The 17,888-nt window shown below is 53.8% G+C and carries 19 protein-coding genes; 2 read left to right on the top strand and 17 right to left on the bottom strand.

Features of this window, described 5'->3' with window-relative positions; all coding sequences use genetic code 11:
• Window positions 1-72: 72 nt before the first annotated feature.
• The 15 genes from ACGHM3_RS08735 to ffh form a co-directional block, all read right to left on the bottom strand.
• Entirely contained in the window at window positions 73-537 is a 465-nt protein-coding gene (locus tag ACGHM3_RS08735; protein WP_345418362.1) for a YcgN family cysteine cluster protein, read from the bottom strand.
• Between the two features lies 1 nt (window position 538).
• The gene (locus ACGHM3_RS08730; RefSeq protein WP_390517965.1) at window positions 539-832 is read right to left on the bottom strand and encodes a YcgL domain-containing protein; all 294 of its coding nucleotides are present in this window, start codon (window positions 830-832) and stop codon (window positions 539-541) included.
• Window positions 833-871: 39 nt separating this feature from the next.
• Window positions 872-2,041, bottom strand: a complete 1,170-nt coding sequence (rnd, locus tag ACGHM3_RS08725) for a ribonuclease D (RefSeq protein ID WP_345418359.1) — start codon at window positions 2,039-2,041, stop codon at window positions 872-874.
• Between the two features lie 2 nt (window positions 2,042-2,043).
• Complete coding sequence (gene recR / locus ACGHM3_RS08720) at window positions 2,044-2,637, bottom strand: recombination mediator RecR (RefSeq protein ID WP_345418356.1); 594 nt, start codon at window positions 2,635-2,637, stop codon at window positions 2,044-2,046.
• A 19-nt stretch (window positions 2,638-2,656) separates the two neighbouring features.
• On the bottom strand, window positions 2,657-2,977 hold the full coding sequence (locus ACGHM3_RS08715) for a YbaB/EbfC family nucleoid-associated protein (RefSeq protein WP_345418353.1): 321 nt from the start codon (window positions 2,975-2,977) through the stop codon (window positions 2,657-2,659).
• Between the two features lie 68 nt (window positions 2,978-3,045).
• The gene (dnaX, locus tag ACGHM3_RS08710; protein ID WP_345418350.1) at window positions 3,046-5,466 is read right to left on the bottom strand and encodes a DNA polymerase III subunit gamma/tau; all 2,421 of its coding nucleotides are present in this window, start codon (window positions 5,464-5,466) and stop codon (window positions 3,046-3,048) included.
• A 119-nt stretch (window positions 5,467-5,585) separates the two neighbouring features.
• Window positions 5,586-6,980, bottom strand: coding sequence for a threonine synthase (gene thrC / locus ACGHM3_RS08705; RefSeq protein ID WP_345418345.1), 1,395 nt, complete (start codon window positions 6,978-6,980; stop codon window positions 5,586-5,588).
• A gap of 21 nt (window positions 6,981-7,001) precedes the next feature.
• The gene (locus ACGHM3_RS08700; protein ID WP_345418342.1) at window positions 7,002-8,306 is read right to left on the bottom strand and encodes a homoserine dehydrogenase; all 1,305 of its coding nucleotides are present in this window, start codon (window positions 8,304-8,306) and stop codon (window positions 7,002-7,004) included.
• 160 nt (window positions 8,307-8,466) lie between these two features.
• On the bottom strand, window positions 8,467-9,726 hold the full coding sequence (locus tag ACGHM3_RS08695) for a glycosyltransferase (protein WP_345418339.1): 1,260 nt from the start codon (window positions 9,724-9,726) through the stop codon (window positions 8,467-8,469).
• Window positions 9,727-9,746: 20 nt separating this feature from the next.
• Window positions 9,747-10,547: a DsbC family protein gene (locus ACGHM3_RS08690; RefSeq protein ID WP_345418336.1), complete on the bottom strand. Its 801-nt coding sequence runs from the start codon at window positions 10,545-10,547 to the stop codon at window positions 9,747-9,749.
• A 276-nt stretch (window positions 10,548-10,823) separates the two neighbouring features.
• Window positions 10,824-11,174, bottom strand: coding sequence for a 50S ribosomal protein L19 (gene rplS / locus ACGHM3_RS08685; RefSeq protein ID WP_345418333.1), 351 nt, complete (start codon window positions 11,172-11,174; stop codon window positions 10,824-10,826).
• Between the two features lie 68 nt (window positions 11,175-11,242).
• Window positions 11,243-12,004 (bottom strand): tRNA (guanosine(37)-N1)-methyltransferase TrmD, encoded by a 762-nt coding sequence (trmD, locus tag ACGHM3_RS08680; protein ID WP_345418330.1) that lies wholly within the window; start codon window positions 12,002-12,004, stop codon window positions 11,243-11,245.
• A 31-nt stretch (window positions 12,005-12,035) separates the two neighbouring features.
• On the bottom strand, window positions 12,036-12,575 hold the full coding sequence (rimM, locus tag ACGHM3_RS08675) for a ribosome maturation factor RimM (RefSeq protein ID WP_345418327.1): 540 nt from the start codon (window positions 12,573-12,575) through the stop codon (window positions 12,036-12,038).
• 28 nt (window positions 12,576-12,603) lie between these two features.
• The gene (gene rpsP, locus ACGHM3_RS08670) at window positions 12,604-12,858 is read right to left on the bottom strand and encodes a 30S ribosomal protein S16 (protein ID WP_345418324.1); all 255 of its coding nucleotides are present in this window, start codon (window positions 12,856-12,858) and stop codon (window positions 12,604-12,606) included.
• 268 nt (window positions 12,859-13,126) lie between these two features.
• Window positions 13,127-14,524: a signal recognition particle protein gene (ffh, locus tag ACGHM3_RS08665; protein WP_345418321.1), complete on the bottom strand. Its 1,398-nt coding sequence runs from the start codon at window positions 14,522-14,524 to the stop codon at window positions 13,127-13,129.
• Between the two features lie 290 nt (window positions 14,525-14,814).
• On the opposite strand from ffh, the gene ACGHM3_RS08660 reads away from it, so the two are divergent.
• Together ACGHM3_RS08660 and ACGHM3_RS08655 are read left to right on the top strand one after the other, a co-directional pair.
• On the top strand, window positions 14,815-15,624 hold the full coding sequence (locus ACGHM3_RS08660) for a cytochrome c biogenesis protein CcsA (RefSeq protein WP_345418318.1): 810 nt from the start codon (window positions 14,815-14,817) through the stop codon (window positions 15,622-15,624).
• Between the two features lie 70 nt (window positions 15,625-15,694).
• Window positions 15,695-16,978 (top strand): HlyC/CorC family transporter, encoded by a 1,284-nt coding sequence (locus ACGHM3_RS08655; protein ID WP_345418315.1) that lies wholly within the window; start codon window positions 15,695-15,697, stop codon window positions 16,976-16,978.
• 40 nt (window positions 16,979-17,018) lie between these two features.
• Here ACGHM3_RS08655 and ACGHM3_RS08650 read toward each other — a convergent pair whose 3' ends face one another.
• Together ACGHM3_RS08650 and ACGHM3_RS08645 are read right to left on the bottom strand one after the other, a co-directional pair.
• Window positions 17,019-17,249, bottom strand: a complete 231-nt coding sequence (locus tag ACGHM3_RS08650; RefSeq protein WP_345418312.1) for a DUF1289 domain-containing protein — start codon at window positions 17,247-17,249, stop codon at window positions 17,019-17,021.
• Between the two features lie 35 nt (window positions 17,250-17,284).
• The gene (locus tag ACGHM3_RS08645) at window positions 17,285-17,884 is read right to left on the bottom strand and encodes a CoA pyrophosphatase (protein ID WP_345418309.1); all 600 of its coding nucleotides are present in this window, start codon (window positions 17,882-17,884) and stop codon (window positions 17,285-17,287) included.
• Window positions 17,885-17,888: the final 4 nt, after the last annotated feature.

Genomic DNA, 17,888 nt, shown 5'->3' with positions numbered 1-17,888 from the left:
AGCGTCGTCTATAAACATAGTCTTTATTCGGTAGCGTTGGTCAGTAGCTTTAGTCAGTAGCTTGGGTTGGCTTTACACCCATCGTACCAAGTGTTCTTCAAGCTGGTCTATCGGCACGTTTTGTTCCGATGTGCAACGCCCTGTTACTGAGCGCTTATAGCGATGCACAGATTGTTTATCGCCAGAAATCAACGGGTGCCACTTTTCCAATCGGCGCCCATCATACAGGGTTTTGTAGGCGCAGGAAGCTGGCAGCCAGTACAAATCGGCGATATTTTCGGCGCTAAACACGAGGCAATCGGGCACGGTATGATGACGATTTGGGTAATCTGAGCAACGCACGGTTGTTGTATCCAACAACTTGCAGGCTACATCGGTGTAATAAAGCTCGTCGGTTTCGTCGTCAATAAGCTTGTGCAGGCAACATTTACCGCAACCGTCGCACAGCGCTTCCCATTCGTCGTCGCTCATTTGGGTAAGCCGCTTGTGTTGCCAATATTGGCTGGCACGCAGCTCCTGCCAACGAGAATCGTCCAACTTAGGCACCGCTCAGTTTGCTATTGGCCAGGGCGATGTCTTTCATGTAGTCGTCATCGTCTTTGGGCAACTGCAGGTAAAAGCCTTTCTCTTCGATGGCAGCCATAACCTTATCAACATCGGCATTGGCCAACTTTCGCTCCGGTGTTAGTAGCAGTGTCATGGGTGGTTTGGGCTTGCCAAACCGCTCCAATAAGGCTTCCGGCACGCGTTTTAAGCCCTGGGCTTTTTCTACGTACAAATACATGCCTGCTTTTTTACTGCTTTGCATGATGTTGCAAACGATTTTATTCACGGTGAATGTCTCTGTGCCGGCGGTGGGTATCGCCGTGTTTTAGGTTAGCTCTTCAAGCTTTTGCCGGGCCTGTTCGAGCAGCGCTTTACCAATCGCCTCATAGCGCCAGCCTTGGGCCAAACGCGGGCTTAGCTCCGGGGCTCGGCTATCGTATACCGAGTAGAGCAAGGTTTGTAAATCCGCTTTGCGTACCAATACTTCGGTGGGCAACTGTTGCTGCTCGGCAACGCGGGCCACGGTGGCCTTTAGCGTTTTGGATAAATCACCGGATTCCTTGGGCAAGGGCTTTGGCAATAACGGTGGCCAAGTGGATTCATCCTGGCTCAGAGCATCGCGCACGGTTTGTAATACCTGCTGGCCAAAATCCCGAATGGCCCGGCCCTGCACACCCTCTATAGTGGATAACTTAGCAAGGTGTGGCGGTTTGGTTTGGGCAATCTCAAACAACACCACATCTTTAAAAATTCGGTTGCGAGGGATATCTCGTCTGCGAGCTTCTTGTTCTCGCCACAGACAAAGCTGTTTGAGTATTTGCAACGCGGGTTTTTTTAATCGCCACGCATGTTTTACTTTGAGGTAGTAATCCGGGTCTACTTGGGTAGTGTCATTGGCTTGGTTGACCAAGTCCTGGCAATCGGCCAGCACTCGATCTAGCATGTTTTTATCTTTTAACTGCTTTAACAAGGTGCCATAAACCACTAATAAGTGGGCCACATCCAAGGCTGCGTAATTTTTTTGCACATCACCCAATGGGCGCTGTAACCAATCTGAACGGGTGGCGTCTTTAGGCAACTCTAATTGGAACATGGCTTTCATTAAATTGCCGTAGCCGATGCTAAAACCGTAATCACAAAACGACGCCGCCAATTGCGTGTCAAATACCGGCGTAGGCAACACGCCAAAACAACAGCGCAGCACCTCTAAATCTTCCGAACAAGCATGCAGCACTTTAGTAACGTTATTGTTGGCCAACAACGCTTTAAACCCGGCGTGATCAACCAGGTTGATAGGGTCTACCAGGTAGATCTCGCGTCCGGTGCCTATTTGCAACAAGCCGGGTTTTGGGTAGAAGGTGTCGGTACGCACGAATTCGGTGTCCATGGCGATGGCGCCCAAGGCTTGCCATTGGTTACAAAGCGCATCCAATTGCTGGGCGTCGTCTACCCACTGGTATTCGACATCAAGTGAGAGTGAAGTAGTGTTTGTCAAAATTAAACCGTAGTTCGGCTGTTTAAGGCATGGGCCAAAGTGCCGCCATCCAGGTATTCTAGCTCACCACCCATGGGCACACCCTGGGCCAAACGGCTGACTTTTACCTGAGCGGCCTTGCCCATTTCGGCTATGTAGTGGGCGGTGGCCTCGCCTTCTATGGTGGAATTGGTGGCCAACACCAATTCATCGATTTCGCCAGCTTGTAGCTGCTGGCCCAGAATGTCCAGGCCCAGGTCCGCAGGCCCAACGCCATCGATGGGCGATAAATGCCCGTGCAGTACGAAGTAGCGGCCGCTAAATACACCGGATTGCTCAAAGGCGATGACATCCGGCGGGCTTTCCACCACGCACACTAAACGGGTTTGGCGTTTGGTACTGCTGCATATTCGGCAAGTGTCGTGCTCGGTGAGGGTGCGGCAACTGTTACAGCGTTTTACGCCCTCTACTGCCCTTTGCAAGGCCCCGGCCAACGATAACGCTCCCTGGGTGTTGTGCTCCAGCAGTTGCAACGCCATTCGCTGGGCCGACTTGGGGCCAACGCCCGGTAGCGAGCGCAAAGCTTGAATGAGATCGTCGATTAAGGGGCTAAACACGGGTTATTCCTGCACTCGGTTAAAACGGCATCTTAAAACCGGGGGGCATCTGCATGCCGCCGGTGAGTTTGCCCAGTTTTTCTTTATTGGCGCTCTCTACTTTGCGCACAGCGTCGTTGACCGCTGCGGCCAGTAAGTCTTCCAAAATTTCTTTATCTTCTGATAGCAGGCTCTGATCAATAGACACGGATTTCACATCGTGCCGGCCAGTCATCACTACGGCCACCAAACCGGCACCGGATTCGCCACGCACTTCGGCGTTGGCTAATTCCTCTTGCATTTTTTGCATGTTGGCCTGCATTTCTTGGGCCTGCTTCATCAAATCGCCTAAACCATTCATGGTTTGCTACCTCGCAAGGTGGGGTTGTTAAATTGCTCAATAATTGCCGCTTTGGCGGCAACCACACTCTACAGTGTGGGTTCGATTTTTTCTGGATCAACCTCGGCGGCAAAATCCTGCACCAGGCGCTGCACTAAAGGATCGCCCTGCACTAGGGCAACGGCGTGCGCATGGCGCTCGACCTTGAGCCTAATGGACTGGGCCGCCGGGGTTTCTGCGCTGACCTGGGTTAGACGAATACTGACCGCTAAAGGCTGGCTAAAGTATTCACTGAGAATATCGGCAAAACGTTGTTGGTGCTCTTCGCTGTACAACGTGGCATTGGCCTGCTGCAAATCAAAGTGCAGTGTATCGCCTTCTCGACCTGTAAAAACACTGTTGGAAACCGTGCTTTGCAATACGCCGGTCACTTTGAGCTGCGGGTACAGCGCCAGCCAATTATCGGGGCAGAATTGTGCCAGGGGAATGATTTCGTACTCTTGCTTTGGATCGGCTGGCTCTGGCGCCGCCCGCCGGGGCTTGGCCACCGCGGGCTGACGAGTGGCCGGCGCGTCTAATACTTGGGCCAACTGGCTGGCAGGCGATGGCATTGTCGCTTGTGGTTTTTGCACCTCAGACGGTTGTTGCACTCCTGGCGGAGCAGCGCTCTCTTGCGAGACAGGCTCGTCGCGCCGGGCTGGCACTTCGGGCTCAGCCAAGTCGCTTAAATGCGCCATACCACCGGCACCGGCGAAGTACTCGTCTTCTGAGGCAACCGGCGGTGACGCTTCGTAGCCAGGCTGGATCTGGGGCGGCGAGGGTTGAGCAGCGGCTGTCACGGCAGCAGACACACTGCTGGTTTGTGCGGGCTCGGCTTCAACCGGCTGAGGTTCAGCGGGCCGGGGTTCAGCGGGCCGGGGCTCAGCGGGCCGGGGCTCAGCGGGCCGGAGTTCTAGGGGTTGGGGTTCATCAAGCTGGGCGGCAACAGTCGGGGCGTTTGGCTCGCTGGGCGCCGCTGCCACCTGGGCAGCGCTAGCCGGGGGGCTATTGGGTGCCTCGGCTGGGATTCCCGCACTGGCCGGCTCCGGCGCTGCATTGGACTGCGGATGGTCTGCCGGCGGCTCTATTGCTGGCGGCACTTCCATCGCTGGCGGCGCCGATGCTGGCTGCGTTGGCGCTGATTGCGCCGGCATTGGCTGCTGAACAGGATTCTGTGGCGAAACTGCTGGTTCAGCCGGAGCTACGGGCGCTGTAAGAGGTGCTGGAGCCGAGGCCTGGGTTGGCTGTGGCGTATCCTGGGTTGGGGTTGTTGCCACTGGCGGTTGGCTGGGTGGTTCAGCTTTTTGCTCCGCTTTTTGTTTAGTACCAGCCTCAGAGCTTTCTTTGGAGCTGTCGGGCAAAGGCTGCGTCGGTAGCTCGGTGACGCCCTGGGGTTTAAACGCCAACATGCGCAACAGGGTCATTTCGAAGCCCGCCCGCGGGTCTGGGCTAATGGCCAAATCTTTGCGGCCGTGCAGGGCTATTTGATAAAACAGCTGCACATCTTCACTGGCAATGGTTTGCGCCAACCTAGCCACTTGTTCTTTATCGCCCAGGCTGTTGTCCAGTGCATCGGGCACGGTTTGCGCCAGGGCCACGCGGTGCAGTACGCCGATGATATCGGCCAGAGCGCCGGCGTAGTCCGGCGACTGCTCAGACATGGCCGCCACCGCCGCCAATACCTGCTTACCATTTAATTCCGCCAGGGCGGTAAGAATGCCATGAATAAACGCCTGATCGATGGTGCCCAGCATAGTGCTGACCTGGGCCTCGTTGACCTGGCCATTTCCAAAAGCAATAGCCTGGTCGGTGAGGCTCAGAGCGTCGCGCATACTGCCGTCGGCGGCACGCGCCAACTGCCACAATGCCGGCTCTTCAAAGCTGAAATCCTCTTGGCCAAGCACGTGGCTCAGGTAGCCAACAATGCGCTCCTGGCTCATATTCTTGAGATGAAACTGTAAGCAGCGCGAAAGAATGGTAACGGGCAGCTTTTGAGGATCGGTGGTTGCCAGCAAGAATTTAACGTGGGGCGGTGGCTCTTCCAGGGTTTTTAACAGGGCGTTAAAACTGTGCCCCGAGAGCATGTGCACCTCATCGATTAGGTATACCTTAAACCGTCCACGTGTAGGGGCGTACTGAACGTTGTCTAATAGCTCCCGGGTGTCTTCCACCTTAGTGCGCGAAGCAGCATCCACTTCGATTAGATCAACAAAGCGGCCTTCGGCGATTTCAACGCAGGAAGAGCAGGTACCACAGGGGTTGGAGCTGATGCCCGATTCGCAATTCAAACACTTGGCAAAGATACGGGCGATGGTGGTTTTACCCACGCCCCGGGTACCGGTGAATAAATAAGCGTGGTGCAGGCGATTGTGATCCAGGGCGTTAACCAGAGCCGTTAGAACATGCTCTTGGCCCACCATTTCGTGGAAGTTACGAGGGCGCCACTTACGCGCCAGAACCTGATAGCTCATTGATTACCGAATCGGATGTAAAACGGGGTTGCCACTTGGCGTTTAATGCCCAGCGGCGACTATGCGCCAGAGTGTACCACAGCGCCGGGCCGACGCACTCGCACCGGCCCGGTCCTGGATTAGAGATTGTTGGCAATAAACGACTGTACTGCTTGGGTGTCGTGGGCGAGCACTTGGTAGCGCTCTTCACGCTCAAATAAGTCCGCCATATGATGCGGCAAGGCCGGTGAGTCAATGCCTTCGCAGGCTTTGGCTACCGCCTCTGGGAACTTAGCTGGGTGTGCCGTGGCCAAGCAGACCATAGGTGTGCTGGCATTAGCGCGCTTTTTACGTGCTGCTCGCACCCCAATAGCGGTGTGCGGGTCCAACAGGTATTCGCACGTGTCCCACACCTCGGCAATGACGGCCACGGTTTCGTCGTCGTCTAACCGATAACTGGCGAAGCCTTCTGTGAGCTTGGCCATGGCCTGCTCGGACAGTGTCATGCTGCCGCTTTTGAACTGCTCCATCAATTCGGCGATGGCACGGCCGTTACGTCCGTATAGGTCAAACAGCAGCCGCTCAAAGTTACTGGATACCATAATGTCCATTGAAGGCGACAGTGAATGCACCAGCGACTGCTTACTGTGATCGTTGGCGCTGATACAGCGATGCAATATGTCGTTTTGGTTGGTGGCAACGATTAGCTGCTCAATGGGCAGCCCCATTTGCTTGGCCAAGTAGCCGGCAAAAATATCGCCAAAGTTGCCCGTAGGCACCGAGAAAGACACAGCGCGGGCCGGGCCACCCAGGGCCAGGGCGGCGTAAAAGTAGTACACAATTTGCGCCATAATGCGGGCAAAGTTAATGGAGTTCACCGCCACTAATTGCCGGCCTTCGGGTAGGAAAGACTGATCAGCAAAGCTGGCTTTAACCATGTTTTGGCAGTCGTCGAAGTTGCCTTCTAAGGCGATGTTATAGACGTTGTCTTCCAACACAGTGGTCATCTGCCGGCGCTGCACCTCGCTCACTCGCTGGTGTGGGTGCAAGATGAAAATATCCAGGTTATCACAGTGGCGACAACCCTCAATGGCGGCGGAGCCGGTATCACCGGAGGTAGCCCCCATCACAACCACTTTCTGATCGCGCTTTTTCAGGATGTGATCCAACAGGTTGCCCAAAAACTGCAGCGCAAAGTCTTTAAACGCCAAGGTTGGGCCCTGGAATAGCTCTAACACCCACTCGTTGTGGTCGGTTTGCACCAGCGGGGCAATGGCCGGGTGACGGAAGCTGGCGTAGGATTTTTCAATCAACTGCTTAAGCTCGTCGTCGGACAGCGCCTCGGATACAAAAGGATGCATCACTTTAAACGCCAGCTCTTGGTAGCTAAGGCCAGCCCAGCTGGCGATTTCGCTCTGGCTAAATTTAGGCAGTGATTCGGGTACATACAAACCGCCGTCACTGGCCAAACCAGTTAATACGACGTCTTCAAAACTCAAGCTGGGCGCTTGGCCACGGGTACTGATGTATTTCACGTTGCTGGCTCTCGTAATGCGTTAACTCAAGGATTCAACACGGATGTGGGTTACGTCTCCTACCACGGTGGGCAGCGCCTGAATCTTCTCTATGGCGTTGAGCAAATGTTGCTCCAGGGCGCGGTTGGTCAGCAAAATAATGGGCACTGTGTCGACGTTTTCGGCCTGCTCTTTTTGGATCAACGCCTCTATGCTGACGCCGGCATCACTGAGAATTTGGGTGATGGTAGACAGCACACCGGTTTTGTCTTCGGCGTTCATACGCACATAGTAACCGGTACTCACTTCGCTCATGGGCAGCACGGTTAGATCCGACAGCTCATTGGGCTGGAAACCCAAATGCGGTACTCGGTGCTCTGGATCTGCGGTCAGCGTTCGAGCCAAATCCACCACGTCCGCCACTACGGCAGAGGCGGTAGGCTCGGCGCCAGCGCCGGCACCGTAATAAAGGGTTGGCCCAACGGCATCGCCCTTCACCATCACGGCGTTCATCACGCCATCTACGTTGGCGATAAGCTGTTTGTCAGACACCAATGTAGGGTGAACTCGCAATTCCACGCCGTTTTCGCCGCGCTTGGCGATACCCAGGTGCTTGATGCGATAGCCCAGTTCCTGGGCGTACGACACATCCTCGGCAGTGATTTTGGTAATGCCCTCGGTGAATACCTTGTCAAACTGCAGTGGCATACCAAAGGCGATGGACGCCAAAATTACCAATTTATGCGCGGCATCAATGCCTTCAACATCAAAAGTTGGGTCGGCCTCGGCGTAACCTAGGGCCTGGGCTTCTTTAAGGACGTCGTCAAAGGCGCGGCCTTTATCACGCATTTCGGTGAGAATAAAGTTGCCAGTGCCATTGATGATACCTGCCAGCCATTCGATGCTGTTGGCAGACAGGCCTTCGCGAATGGCTTTAATGATAGGGATGCCCCCGGCCACGGCTGCCTCAAAGGCAACGGTAACCCCAGCCGCTTTGGCCTTTTGGAATATCTCGTTGCCGTGCTCGGCGATCAGCGCCTTGTTGGCAGTAACCACGTGCTTGCCATTGGCGATGGCTTCCAATACCAGGTCTTTAGCCACGCTGGTGCCGCCAATCAACTCAACTACGATGTCGATATCTGGATTGCGTACAACGTCGAAAATATCGCGGCTAACGGCGGTGTCACCGGTATTGCAATTGGGGTTGTCTCTGCGGGCGCCAATTTGGCTAATAATAATGTCGCAACCGGCTCGGGCATTAATATCGCGTTGATTACGCGAAATAACATTGAAGGTACCGCTACCAACGGTTCCTAGGCCACAGATTCCTATTTTTACCGGTTTCAAAATGCGCTCCTAAGCAGATGGGCAAAAGTATTACAGGCAAAAGCGATAATTTTGTGGTGTGTAGCCGGCAAAATCGCTAACTGCCATAAAAAAGGTAGGCCACATTACTGGTGCCCGCTCGCCGTGTCAAATGCACCGCAAGTAACCGCCACCACGGTAGTTATGGGGTATCGTCATCGCCCTGGGCAAGGCGATTTTTGGTTTCGATCCAGCGCGAAAAGTACTCGGTACTCTTGTGATGATGGTGGCGCAGCATGGCGCCGATAAAGTTGGCTTGGCGATGGCTGGGCAAACGGCTAAACAGATCGGACAAACGCTGAATGAGCGCAGCTGCGCCATTGTGTGCCTGGAGTTGTTGCAACCAGTTATAGCCATGCCTCTGTGCCTGTTGCCATGCGGATTCATCCTGGTGCATCTCCACCATGGCTTGAACCAAGTGTTTGTCGCCGTCTGCCACCCGCCCTGGCCAGCCCTGCTCCACCATGGATTCCGCACCCACCAAGGTGGTGACACTGGGCGTGCCGGCGCACATGGCCAGCAACAACTTGCCCTTCTGTCCTGCTCCAAACCTTAACGGAGCTACACAAACCCGCGCCTGCGCTACCGCAGCGCGCGCATCCTCTACCCAGCCATGAACGTGAAAGCCCAACTTTACATTGTGCAGCTGGCGGGCTTTGGGCGGCATATAGGCGCCATAGATTTGGATTTCAGCCTGTGGCAGCTGCTGCTTTACCTGGGGCCATAACTCCCGCAGGTACAGCACGCTATCCCAGTTGGGTGCATGGCGAAAATTGCCAATGGTGACAAAGCCTGTTCGATCCTGGTAACCGGGAGTTTCCGCCGCAGGCATTGGCGCCAGCTCAGTTCCCGCTTGTAACTGCAACGGCAGGTAGTGCAGCAGTTTATCGCTGACACCAAAGTGCTCGGTGAGCAGATCATGCTCCGCGCGGGAGATGATGAGGGACAGATCGCAGCGCCAAATACTGGCGAGCTCGCGCAGACTAATATCGTTGGTAAGCTCGGCCTCAGCCAACGAAAGACCTGCCTTGTGCGCCTGTTGACGGGCAAAACGCAGGCACTGCAGATCTTCGGTATCCAAAATGCGCAGGGCGTTGGGTGCGGCACTGGCCACCCGCCAGCCGAATTGCTCTTCCATTAGGTAACGGTCAAACAGCACCAGGTCTGGCTGCAACCGCGCCACCCATTGATCAAAGTCGGAATCATTGACGTCAATACGCTGTTGGCTTACACCAATGGACGCCAAGGAGAAACTTAAGGGGGTGGGTTCAGCGCAACAGGCAAACACCACCTGCCATTGCTGGGCTCGAAAGGACCGCAGCAGCGACACCATATGGTGCCCCGCTGCTGAGGATTGCGGCTCTGGCCATACCCAGCCGATGACCAGAACAGTGCGGATCATAACTACTGCAGAAATTCGCCTTAGTTAACGGCGGCTTGCTTGTCTTCAATGCCAATACGCGCGGCTAAATCTTTGGCGGGCAGATAACCGGGCAGCAAGGTGCCATCGCTCAGCAGTATTGCAGGGGTGCCGCTAACGCCAATTTTGTTACCCGCTAGAAAATGCTCCGCCACTGGATTGCCTTCGCAGACATCGGTATCAATATCCTGGCGCGCCTTGAGCTTATCCATGGCTTTGTTTTGGTCTTTGGCGCACCAAGCCGAGGCGATTTTGTTGTACGAGGTGGAGCCAATACCGGCCCGAGGATAAGCCAGGTAACGCAATTCAATGCCCATGTCATTTAACGCGGGAATTTCTTTATGCAGCTTTTGGCAGTAACCGCAGTCGACATCGGTAAACACGTTGACCACGCCCTTAACTTCCCCTTTTGGCGAGTAAACGATGAGATCTTCGTGGTTTTTATCCAGCTGCGCGGCCAATTCAGCGCGCATTTCTTTGCGCTCTACTTCCTGCAGATTAACGAAATTACCGGGCACAATTTGGTACATATCGGTGGCTAACATGTAGTTGCCATCCGCGCTGACAAACAACACAGGGCCACCTTCAATTTGGGCGCGATACAAACCCGGAATTGGACTGGCATCGATGGATTCTATGGTGAGCTGAGGGCGCGCTTTTGCCAGACCTTGAGTAATCGCCTTAACGGCGGCCTGATCGACATCGGATTGCTCATCGGCCTGGGCAGGCAAAGTGATTAGCGCCGCCATTACGGCTCCGCCGGCCAGCGCCAGCAACGATTTTAACGGAGAAATGCGAGACATTAGAGTTTCTCTTGTTACGCGTTTATGCGGGTGAATCAATTTGAGCCAATTGCAAATGACCCAAGCTGCGAGTTGGAACAGTTAACGCTAGTTTGGTTCAGCCGGATGACTGTTGCAATGACCGGCTCTGCCAACAGTAGGATAAACGGTTAAAGCTACTATTATAAGCGTCTAATTTTACCGCTAAAACGGCGTTACTGATGTTACAGGCGCAAAAAAGCCGGCGTACAAGCCGGCTTTTTATCCCACTGGGTACGATATAACGGTACCAGCAGCTTAATTAAGACGCTCTTTAATACGAGCAGCCTTACCAGTCAGGTTGCGCAAGTAGTACAACTTGGCCTGACGCACGTCACCACGACGCTTAACCTGAACGCTGTCTACTAACGGGCTGTGAGTTTGAAAGGTACGCTCTACACCAACGCCGTGGGAGATTTTACGTACGGTAAACGCGGAGTTTAGGCCACGGTTACGCTTACCAATTACCACACCTTCGAAAGCCTGCAGACGCTCGCGGTTACCTTCTTTTACTTTCACTTGAACGACAACAGTGTCACCTGGGCCGAATTCTGGCACGTCGGATTTCAACTGCTCTTGTTCTAGCTCCTGGATAATTTTGTTAGTCATTGTTTGCTCCTAAAATAGCAATTAGGTGTCTAGCTTCACAGCTATACGTTGTTCAATTAATGCGGGGCCTACCCCGGTTTGTCCTCGACCTGCTGTGTGTTCAGGTATTGGCTCAGTAATGTTTGTTGCTCTTCACTCAGCGATAGCTTGTCCAGTAAATCTGGTCGGCGCTGCCAGGTTCTAATCAGTGCTTGTTGTAGGCGCCACTGGCGAATTCGCTGGTGGTTACCACTCAACAGCACCTCTGGCACTCGCTGGCCCTGATATTCCTCAGGACGGGTATAGTGCGGGCAATCAAGCAGCCCCTCACTAAAGGAGTCTTGCTGGGCGGAATCAACGTGGCCTAAGGCGCCAGGCAAAAGCCTCAGCAGGCTATCGATTACCACCATGGCGGCCAGCTCACCGCCACTGATGACGTAGTCACCAATGGAAATTTCGATGTCCACGTAGCGTTCAATCAAACGCTCATCAACACCCTCGTAGCGACCGCAAATCAGCACCAAATTGCCGCTGTTAGCCAAACCCTGAGCCAAGCCCTGTTGCAATGGCTTGCCCTGGGGCGACAGGTAAACAACTTGGCAATCGCCTTCGGTTCCGGCCCAAGCTTTTGCCGCAAGGATGGCATCCTCTAAAGGCTGCACCATCATCAGCATGCCGGGCCCTCCCCCGTAGGGACGATCGTCGACGGTTTGGTGCTTGTCCTGTGTGAAATCTCTGGGGTTCCAGAATTGCACCTCGGCCAAACCCTTTTTCACCGCGCGACCGCTAACACCGTACTCGGTGATGGCGCTGAACATTTCTGGGAAAAGACTCACAACCGCAATGCGCATGGCAGGCTCTTCTCCTAGAGATCACTATCGCTTAAAACTCTGGGTCCCAATCAACCCGGATGATGCCCTGCTCAAGCTCCACAGACAGCACAAACTGCTCCGGAACATAGGGCACCAGCCGCTGGTTACGATCAATGCTGAGATCATCGCCAACCACCACTAATACGTCATTGGCACCGGTTTCCATCATATTGCTCACTACCCCGATATCCTGGGGCTGTTCGCCAAATTCAGAAACCACTCGCAAGCCGATCAGCTGGCTCCAGTAGTAATCACCCTCTGCCAAGTCCACTAGCTGGCTGCGGTCTATGGCGATCTCCACTCGGCCCAGGGCTTCGGCTTGGTCGCGTTCATCAATACCTTTGAGATGCGCGATTAACCCATTACCGTGGGGCCGGTAATCTTCAACCTCGTAGGTTTTGACACCGTGCTTGGTTTTTAGCCACCAAGGGGAGTATTTAAATATGTTCTCTCTCGGTTCGGTTTCGGAATGCACCTTAACCCAACCCTTAACACCGAACACGGTGCTAATTCGGCCGACGGTTACCAAATTAGAGGGCTTTTTTGCCACCGTCGATACCGTATCTAGAGGAGGCTAATTAAGCAGCAGCCGTAGCTTTGCTGTCTTTAACCAATTTTTTAACGCGATCGGATACTTGAGCGCCTTGGCCAACCCAGTACTCAATGCGATCGTTGTCGATACGTAAACGCTCTTCTTGGCCACGGGCGATTGGGTTAAAGAAACCCACACGCTCAATGAAACGACCATCGCGTGCGTTGCGGCTGTCGGTCACGGTGACGTGATAGAAAGGACGCTTTTTAGAACCGCCGCGAGATAATCGAATACTTACCATGTTTATTTTCCTGTTTGCTACCGTGTGTGACCTTGCCTCACGGCAATGTCCTACTCAGAACCAGCACAGTGCTGGCTGATAACTGTTAAATTAACGAAGAAATCGTGTCTCCTCGGGCGCATAACCCTCGCTAGCGCGTGCAGGCATACCCGAAAGGCGCGGGATTATAGTGTAAACCGCAGCCAGTGTATAGCGCTTTTACCACTACCCCACTTAAACCGCAAAGCAGCCCAACGGCTGCTTTTTTAAAGAAGGACAACAGGGGACGTTAGCGCCCCATACCCGGCGGCAAGCCACCACCTGGGCCGCCAGGCATCCCGCCGCCGCCCATCATGCCGCCCAAGCCACGCATCATCTTAGACATGCCGCCACCTTTCATCTTTTTCATCATCTTAGCCATCTGCTTGTGCTGCTTAAGTAGGCGGTTGAGATCTTGGATATCGGTACCGGAGCCCATGGTGATACGACGCTTGCGCGAGCCATTGAGTAGATCGGGGTTGCGTCGTTCGGACGGCGTCATGGAATTAATGAGGGCTTCCATTTGCTTGAACTGTTTGCCGACGTTGGCCTGTTCGGCCATCTGCGCCATATTACCCATGCCGGGTAGTTTCTCCAGCATAGAGGACATACCGCCCATGTTGGCCATTTGCTGTAACTGATCGCGTAGATCTTCCAAATCGAACTTTTGACCCTTCTGGACTTTTTTAACCAGCTTTTCAGCTTTGGCTTTATCGACTTTTTGCTCGGCTTCTTCGATCAGTGACATGACGTCACCCATGCCCAGAATACGCGAGGCAATACGCTCAGGGTGGAATGGCTCTAGGGCGTCTACTTTTTCGCCCATGCCCAAAAACTTAATGGGTTTGCCAGTGACCTGGCGCACGGATAGTGCCGCACCGCCACGGGCGTCACCGTCGGCTTTGGTTAGGATCACACCGGTGAGCGGTAGCGCATCATTAAAGGCCTTGGCGGTGTTAACCGCATCCTGGCCGATCATGGCATCGATAACAAACAGTGTTTCCACCGGTTTAATAGCGGCGTGTACATCCTGAATTTCTGTCATCAATTCTTGGTCGACGTGCAAACGGCCAGCGGTATCGACAATCACCACATCAAAGAACTGTTTTTTGGCGTGCTCAATGGCGCCCTTGGCAATGGCGACCGGTTTTTGATCCGCCGTGGAGGGGAAAAAGCCCACATCCACTTCGCCGGCCAAGGTTTCCAGCTGGGCAATCGCCGCAGGGCGATAGATATCGGCACTCACCACCAAGACTTTTTTCTTTTCGCGCTCTTTTAAGAAGCGCGCCAACTTGGCCACAGAGGTGGTTTTACCCGCACCTTGCAGGCCCGCCATCAAAATCACGGCCGGTGGCTGCGCGTTTAAGTTAAGCGACTCGTTGGCATCGCCCATGATTTTAACCAGCTCGCTCTCAACAATTTTGAGGAACTGCTGGCCTGGGTTCAACGCCTTGGCTATTTGGCTGCCTAGCGCAGTGGAGCGGACTTGAGCAATAAACTCTTTTACCACCGGCAAGGCGACATCGGCCTCCAGCAACGCCTTGCGCACCTCGCGCAGGGTTTTTTGGATGTTGTCGTCGGTGATGCGCGACTTACCAGTGATGGAACGCAGCGAGGACGTTAGGCGATCTTGTAGGTTGTCAAACATAGCAACTCGAAACCATTATTGAGAGTTCAGCGGCGCACAGCATTGGAGGGCGATTGTTGCATTTCAGCCCAGGCACGGTTCCCTTTTGCGGGGGCGCCAACAAAAGCTCGCCAGTATACCCTAAGCCCAGTGAAATGCACGGCTGCACACCGGCTTCTATTAGCGCGCGGCTTGTGCCACACTTATCAGTCTTATGCGCACCCGCCACAGAATTCGCAAGGAACTCACCGCCAGACACCTACTCTAGGCATTGAACTCAGTTAAGGAAGAAGGGCTAAGGCACCCCGTTCATGTTGAATTACGTTTGTAATATAACAGCGATTGTTTTGTACATCGTCGCCAGTGTTTACCTGTACACCAATGTAGCTCGGCTGCAGCAAGCCAACAGAAACTGGCTCCTAAGCTTTGCCGGGTTGGCGATTGTGGCGCACTTTTTTGGCTTGGTGCTGCTGGTGTTTCAACCCGGTGGCTATCAACTGGGTTTTTTCATCGCTCTTTCGCTGATCACCTGTGTGATAAACATCATTGTGGCGCTGAGCGGTCTGCGCCTACCGATTCTTAACTTATTCTTATTTTTATTCCCTTTTTCGGCGTTGAGTGTGGCCGCAGCCTTGTTTGGCCACAGCCCATTAACGCCATTGCATACTATTTCAGCCGGCCTACTTTGCCACATCACGCTATCGGTTTTGGCCTACGCCTTGTTAACCATTTCGGCACTGCAGGCGCTGTTTTTAGCCTGGCAGGATCATCAGTTGAGGCACAAGCACACCACGGGCAAGGTTCGGCTACTACCGCCACTGCAAACTATGGAAACATTGCTGTTTGATGTGATTTGGGCCGGCCAAATTACTCTAACGGTTTCTATAGTGTCTGGCTTTTGGTTTATCCAAGATATGTTTGCCCAATCGCTGGTCCACAAAACGGTGCTCTCGATCGTTGCTTGGCTGCTTTACTCCATTTTGCTGTTTGGCCGTCACCGCCAGGGTTGGCGCGGCAGTTATGCTATTCGCTGGACTCTGGCCGGCTTCTGCACCCTGATGCTGGCCTACTTTGGTAGTAAATTGGTGATAGAACTGGTGCTTGGCGGGCAAACTATCTAAAAAATGCTGGCGCGCACCAGCCCTTAACCGTAGACTCGCAAATCCACTAGAAAAATAGGTTTTACCCCCGTTGAGCGACCTCCCTGTACCGCTGCTGTTTGGCATGTTGGCCGCATTGATCGTTTTGTCTGGTTTTTTCTCCAGTTCAGAAACCGGCATGATGTCCATCAACCGCTATCGGCTAAAACACTCCGCCAACCAAGGCGATAAAGCCGCCAAACGCGTTATACATCTGTTGCAACGCCCCGACCGATTACTGGGTGGGATTTTGTTTGGCAACAACCTCGTCAACAACCTGGCGGCGGTGATCACAACCATCATCTGTTTGCGTTTATACGGCGACGGCTCCACCACCCTTGGCGCTATTGTACTAACGCTGGTGATGCTTATTTTTGCCGAAGTCACCCCAAAAACCATTGCCGCACTCTATCCAGAGCGCGTGGCCTATCCGTTCAGCTGGTTGTTACAGCCTGTATTAAAGGTTATGCAACCCATCGTTTCGGTGGTTAATTATCTCTCAAACACGCTGGCCCGCCTGTTTGGCGTTAACCCCAATGAGGCGCCACAACACGAGCATCTCGCCCCCGATGAATTGCGCACCGTGGTGGATGAAGCCGGCGATTTGATTCCCGATCAACACCAGGGAATGCTGCTTAATGTATTGGATCTTGAAAAAACCACCGTGGAGGACATTATGGTGCCCCGGGTGGAGGTCAATGGGCTGGACTTATCGGACACCATCGAAAACCTTATGAAGGTTATCCGATCCACCGATTACACGCGGCTACCGGTCTACGAGGGCGACATCAATAACGTCATCGGCACCCTGCATTTGCGCCACGTATCGCGCTTTTTAATTGGCGACGACGCCCGCGTTACCCACGCGTCCATTCGCCGCTTTGTACGCAAGCCAGATTTTGTCCACGAAAGCACTCCTCTATCCAACCAGCTGCTGAACTTTCAGAAAGCCAAAAGCCGCATGGGCATTGTGGTGGATGAATATGGTGAGGTGCAGGGTATTGTCACCCTGGACGATATCTTGGAAGAGATTGTTGGCGATTTTACCACCAACACCGCCGAGGACGAACACGAGGACATCACGACTCTGGCTGACGACTGCTATTTAATCGACGGCGGCACTGCCATCCGCGATATCAATAAGCATTTGGATTGGTCACTCCCTCAGGATGGGCCAAAAACCCTCAATGGCCTAGCAACACAATTTTTACAGGCCATACCGGATGGCTGCGTCAGCTTTCACATGGACGACTACCGGTTTGAGGTGACCTCACTGACTGGCAGAATGATTGAAAAAGCCAAAGTCACCAAGCTTGGCAAAGCCGAGAAACACTAGGGGCGTTGCACCTCAAGCATCCGCGGCGCCGCTCTGAGCACTAACTTAAAAAGGGGTTAATCGCCCTTGCCCGATTCTTACACAGCGCCAGCACATCGCGGCGCTGGTCGTTATCCAATCGACCCCAGTGGGCGATTTCCTGGCCCGTTCGGTAACACCCGGTACATACGTCGTCTTGATTAAGCGCACAGATAGCAATGCACGGTGAATTAACGGCCTTGGGCTGGCTGGATTTATCAGCCGCGCTGATTTGGGAGCGAAACTTCGCCATAGGGGGTACTGCGCCTCTTTGGGGTCTTCCTGGGGTTATACCCGCAGCCGCTCTGGCGCGGGGTTAAGGCGGCCAAGGTTGGCATCAAACACGTCGTTGAGCAAGTCCACCAGAATACGCGCGGTAAGCCCCCATATTTCGTATTGCTCGAACTGCCAAGCCGGCGACCAGTAGGTCACGCCTTGAGAGGAGTAAATGTCTGTTCTGATGCGTTGATCGGCCAGAAAAAACTCCAGCGGCACCGAGAATACCGCGTCTAACTCATCGGGACTGGGGATTAGATCAGGCAGCTCATCCACCCAACCCACGATGGGTTTCACCCGTAGGCCTTTCTTCGAAAAATGATCGGGTAATTCGCCCAACAGAGCCACCTGTCGGCGCGGCAACGCAATTTCCTCTTCGGTTTCACGCAGCGCGGTATCTCCCGGCCCAGTATCCGCCGGCTCCCACTTACCCCCAGGGAAAGACACCTCACCGGCATGGCTGTTTAAGTGGGTCGCCCGCTGGGTAAGTATCAGTTGGGGCTGTTGCACCTGGCCATAAAGCGCCAGCAAAACGGCGGCATCTGGCGTTGGGTAGTAACTTTCATAATCCATTTTTAAAGGTTTGAGCTTTTTTTCCAACAATTTTGTCATAAGA

Origin of the sequence: Halioxenophilus aromaticivorans, from assembly GCF_042850945.1 — a bacterium.
GTDB classification, from domain to species: Bacteria; Pseudomonadota; Gammaproteobacteria; order Pseudomonadales; family Cellvibrionaceae; genus Halioxenophilus; species Halioxenophilus aromaticivorans.
Note: the sequence above shows the minus strand (reverse complement) of the source record. Positions and strands in the feature narration are given on the sequence as shown.

What these genes read in the sequence shown, in the direction of transcription:
- ACGHM3_RS08695 (WP_345418339.1), bottom strand. Translation starts at nt 9,726, where the DNA reads ATGATCCGCACTGTTCTGGTCATCGGCTGGGTATGGCCAGAGCCGCAA.
- ACGHM3_RS08650 (WP_345418312.1), bottom strand. Translation starts at nt 17,249, where the DNA reads ATGGCGAAGTTTCGCTCCCAAATCAGCGCGGCTGATAAATCCAGCCAG.
- ACGHM3_RS08715 (WP_345418353.1), bottom strand. Translation starts at nt 2,977, where the DNA reads ATGAATGGTTTAGGCGATTTGATGAAGCAGGCCCAAGAAATGCAGGCC.
- ACGHM3_RS08645 (WP_345418309.1), bottom strand. Translation starts at nt 17,884, where the DNA reads ATGACAAAATTGTTGGAAAAAAAGCTCAAACCTTTAAAAATGGATTAT.
- trmD (WP_345418330.1), bottom strand. Translation starts at nt 12,004, where the DNA reads ATGCGCATTGCGGTTGTGAGTCTTTTCCCAGAAATGTTCAGCGCCATC.
- ffh (WP_345418321.1), bottom strand. Translation starts at nt 14,524, where the DNA reads ATGTTTGACAACCTACAAGATCGCCTAACGTCCTCGCTGCGTTCCATC.
- rplS (WP_345418333.1), bottom strand. Translation starts at nt 11,174, where the DNA reads ATGACTAACAAAATTATCCAGGAGCTAGAACAAGAGCAGTTGAAATCC.
- ACGHM3_RS08690 (WP_345418336.1), bottom strand. Translation starts at nt 10,547, where the DNA reads ATGTCTCGCATTTCTCCGTTAAAATCGTTGCTGGCGCTGGCCGGCGGA.
- rpsP (WP_345418324.1), bottom strand. Translation starts at nt 12,858, where the DNA reads ATGGTAAGTATTCGATTATCTCGCGGCGGTTCTAAAAAGCGTCCTTTC.
- dnaX (WP_345418350.1), bottom strand. Translation starts at nt 5,466, where the DNA reads ATGAGCTATCAGGTTCTGGCGCGTAAGTGGCGCCCTCGTAACTTCCAC.
- ACGHM3_RS08660 (WP_345418318.1), top strand. Translation starts at nt 14,815, where the DNA reads ATGTTGAATTACGTTTGTAATATAACAGCGATTGTTTTGTACATCGTC.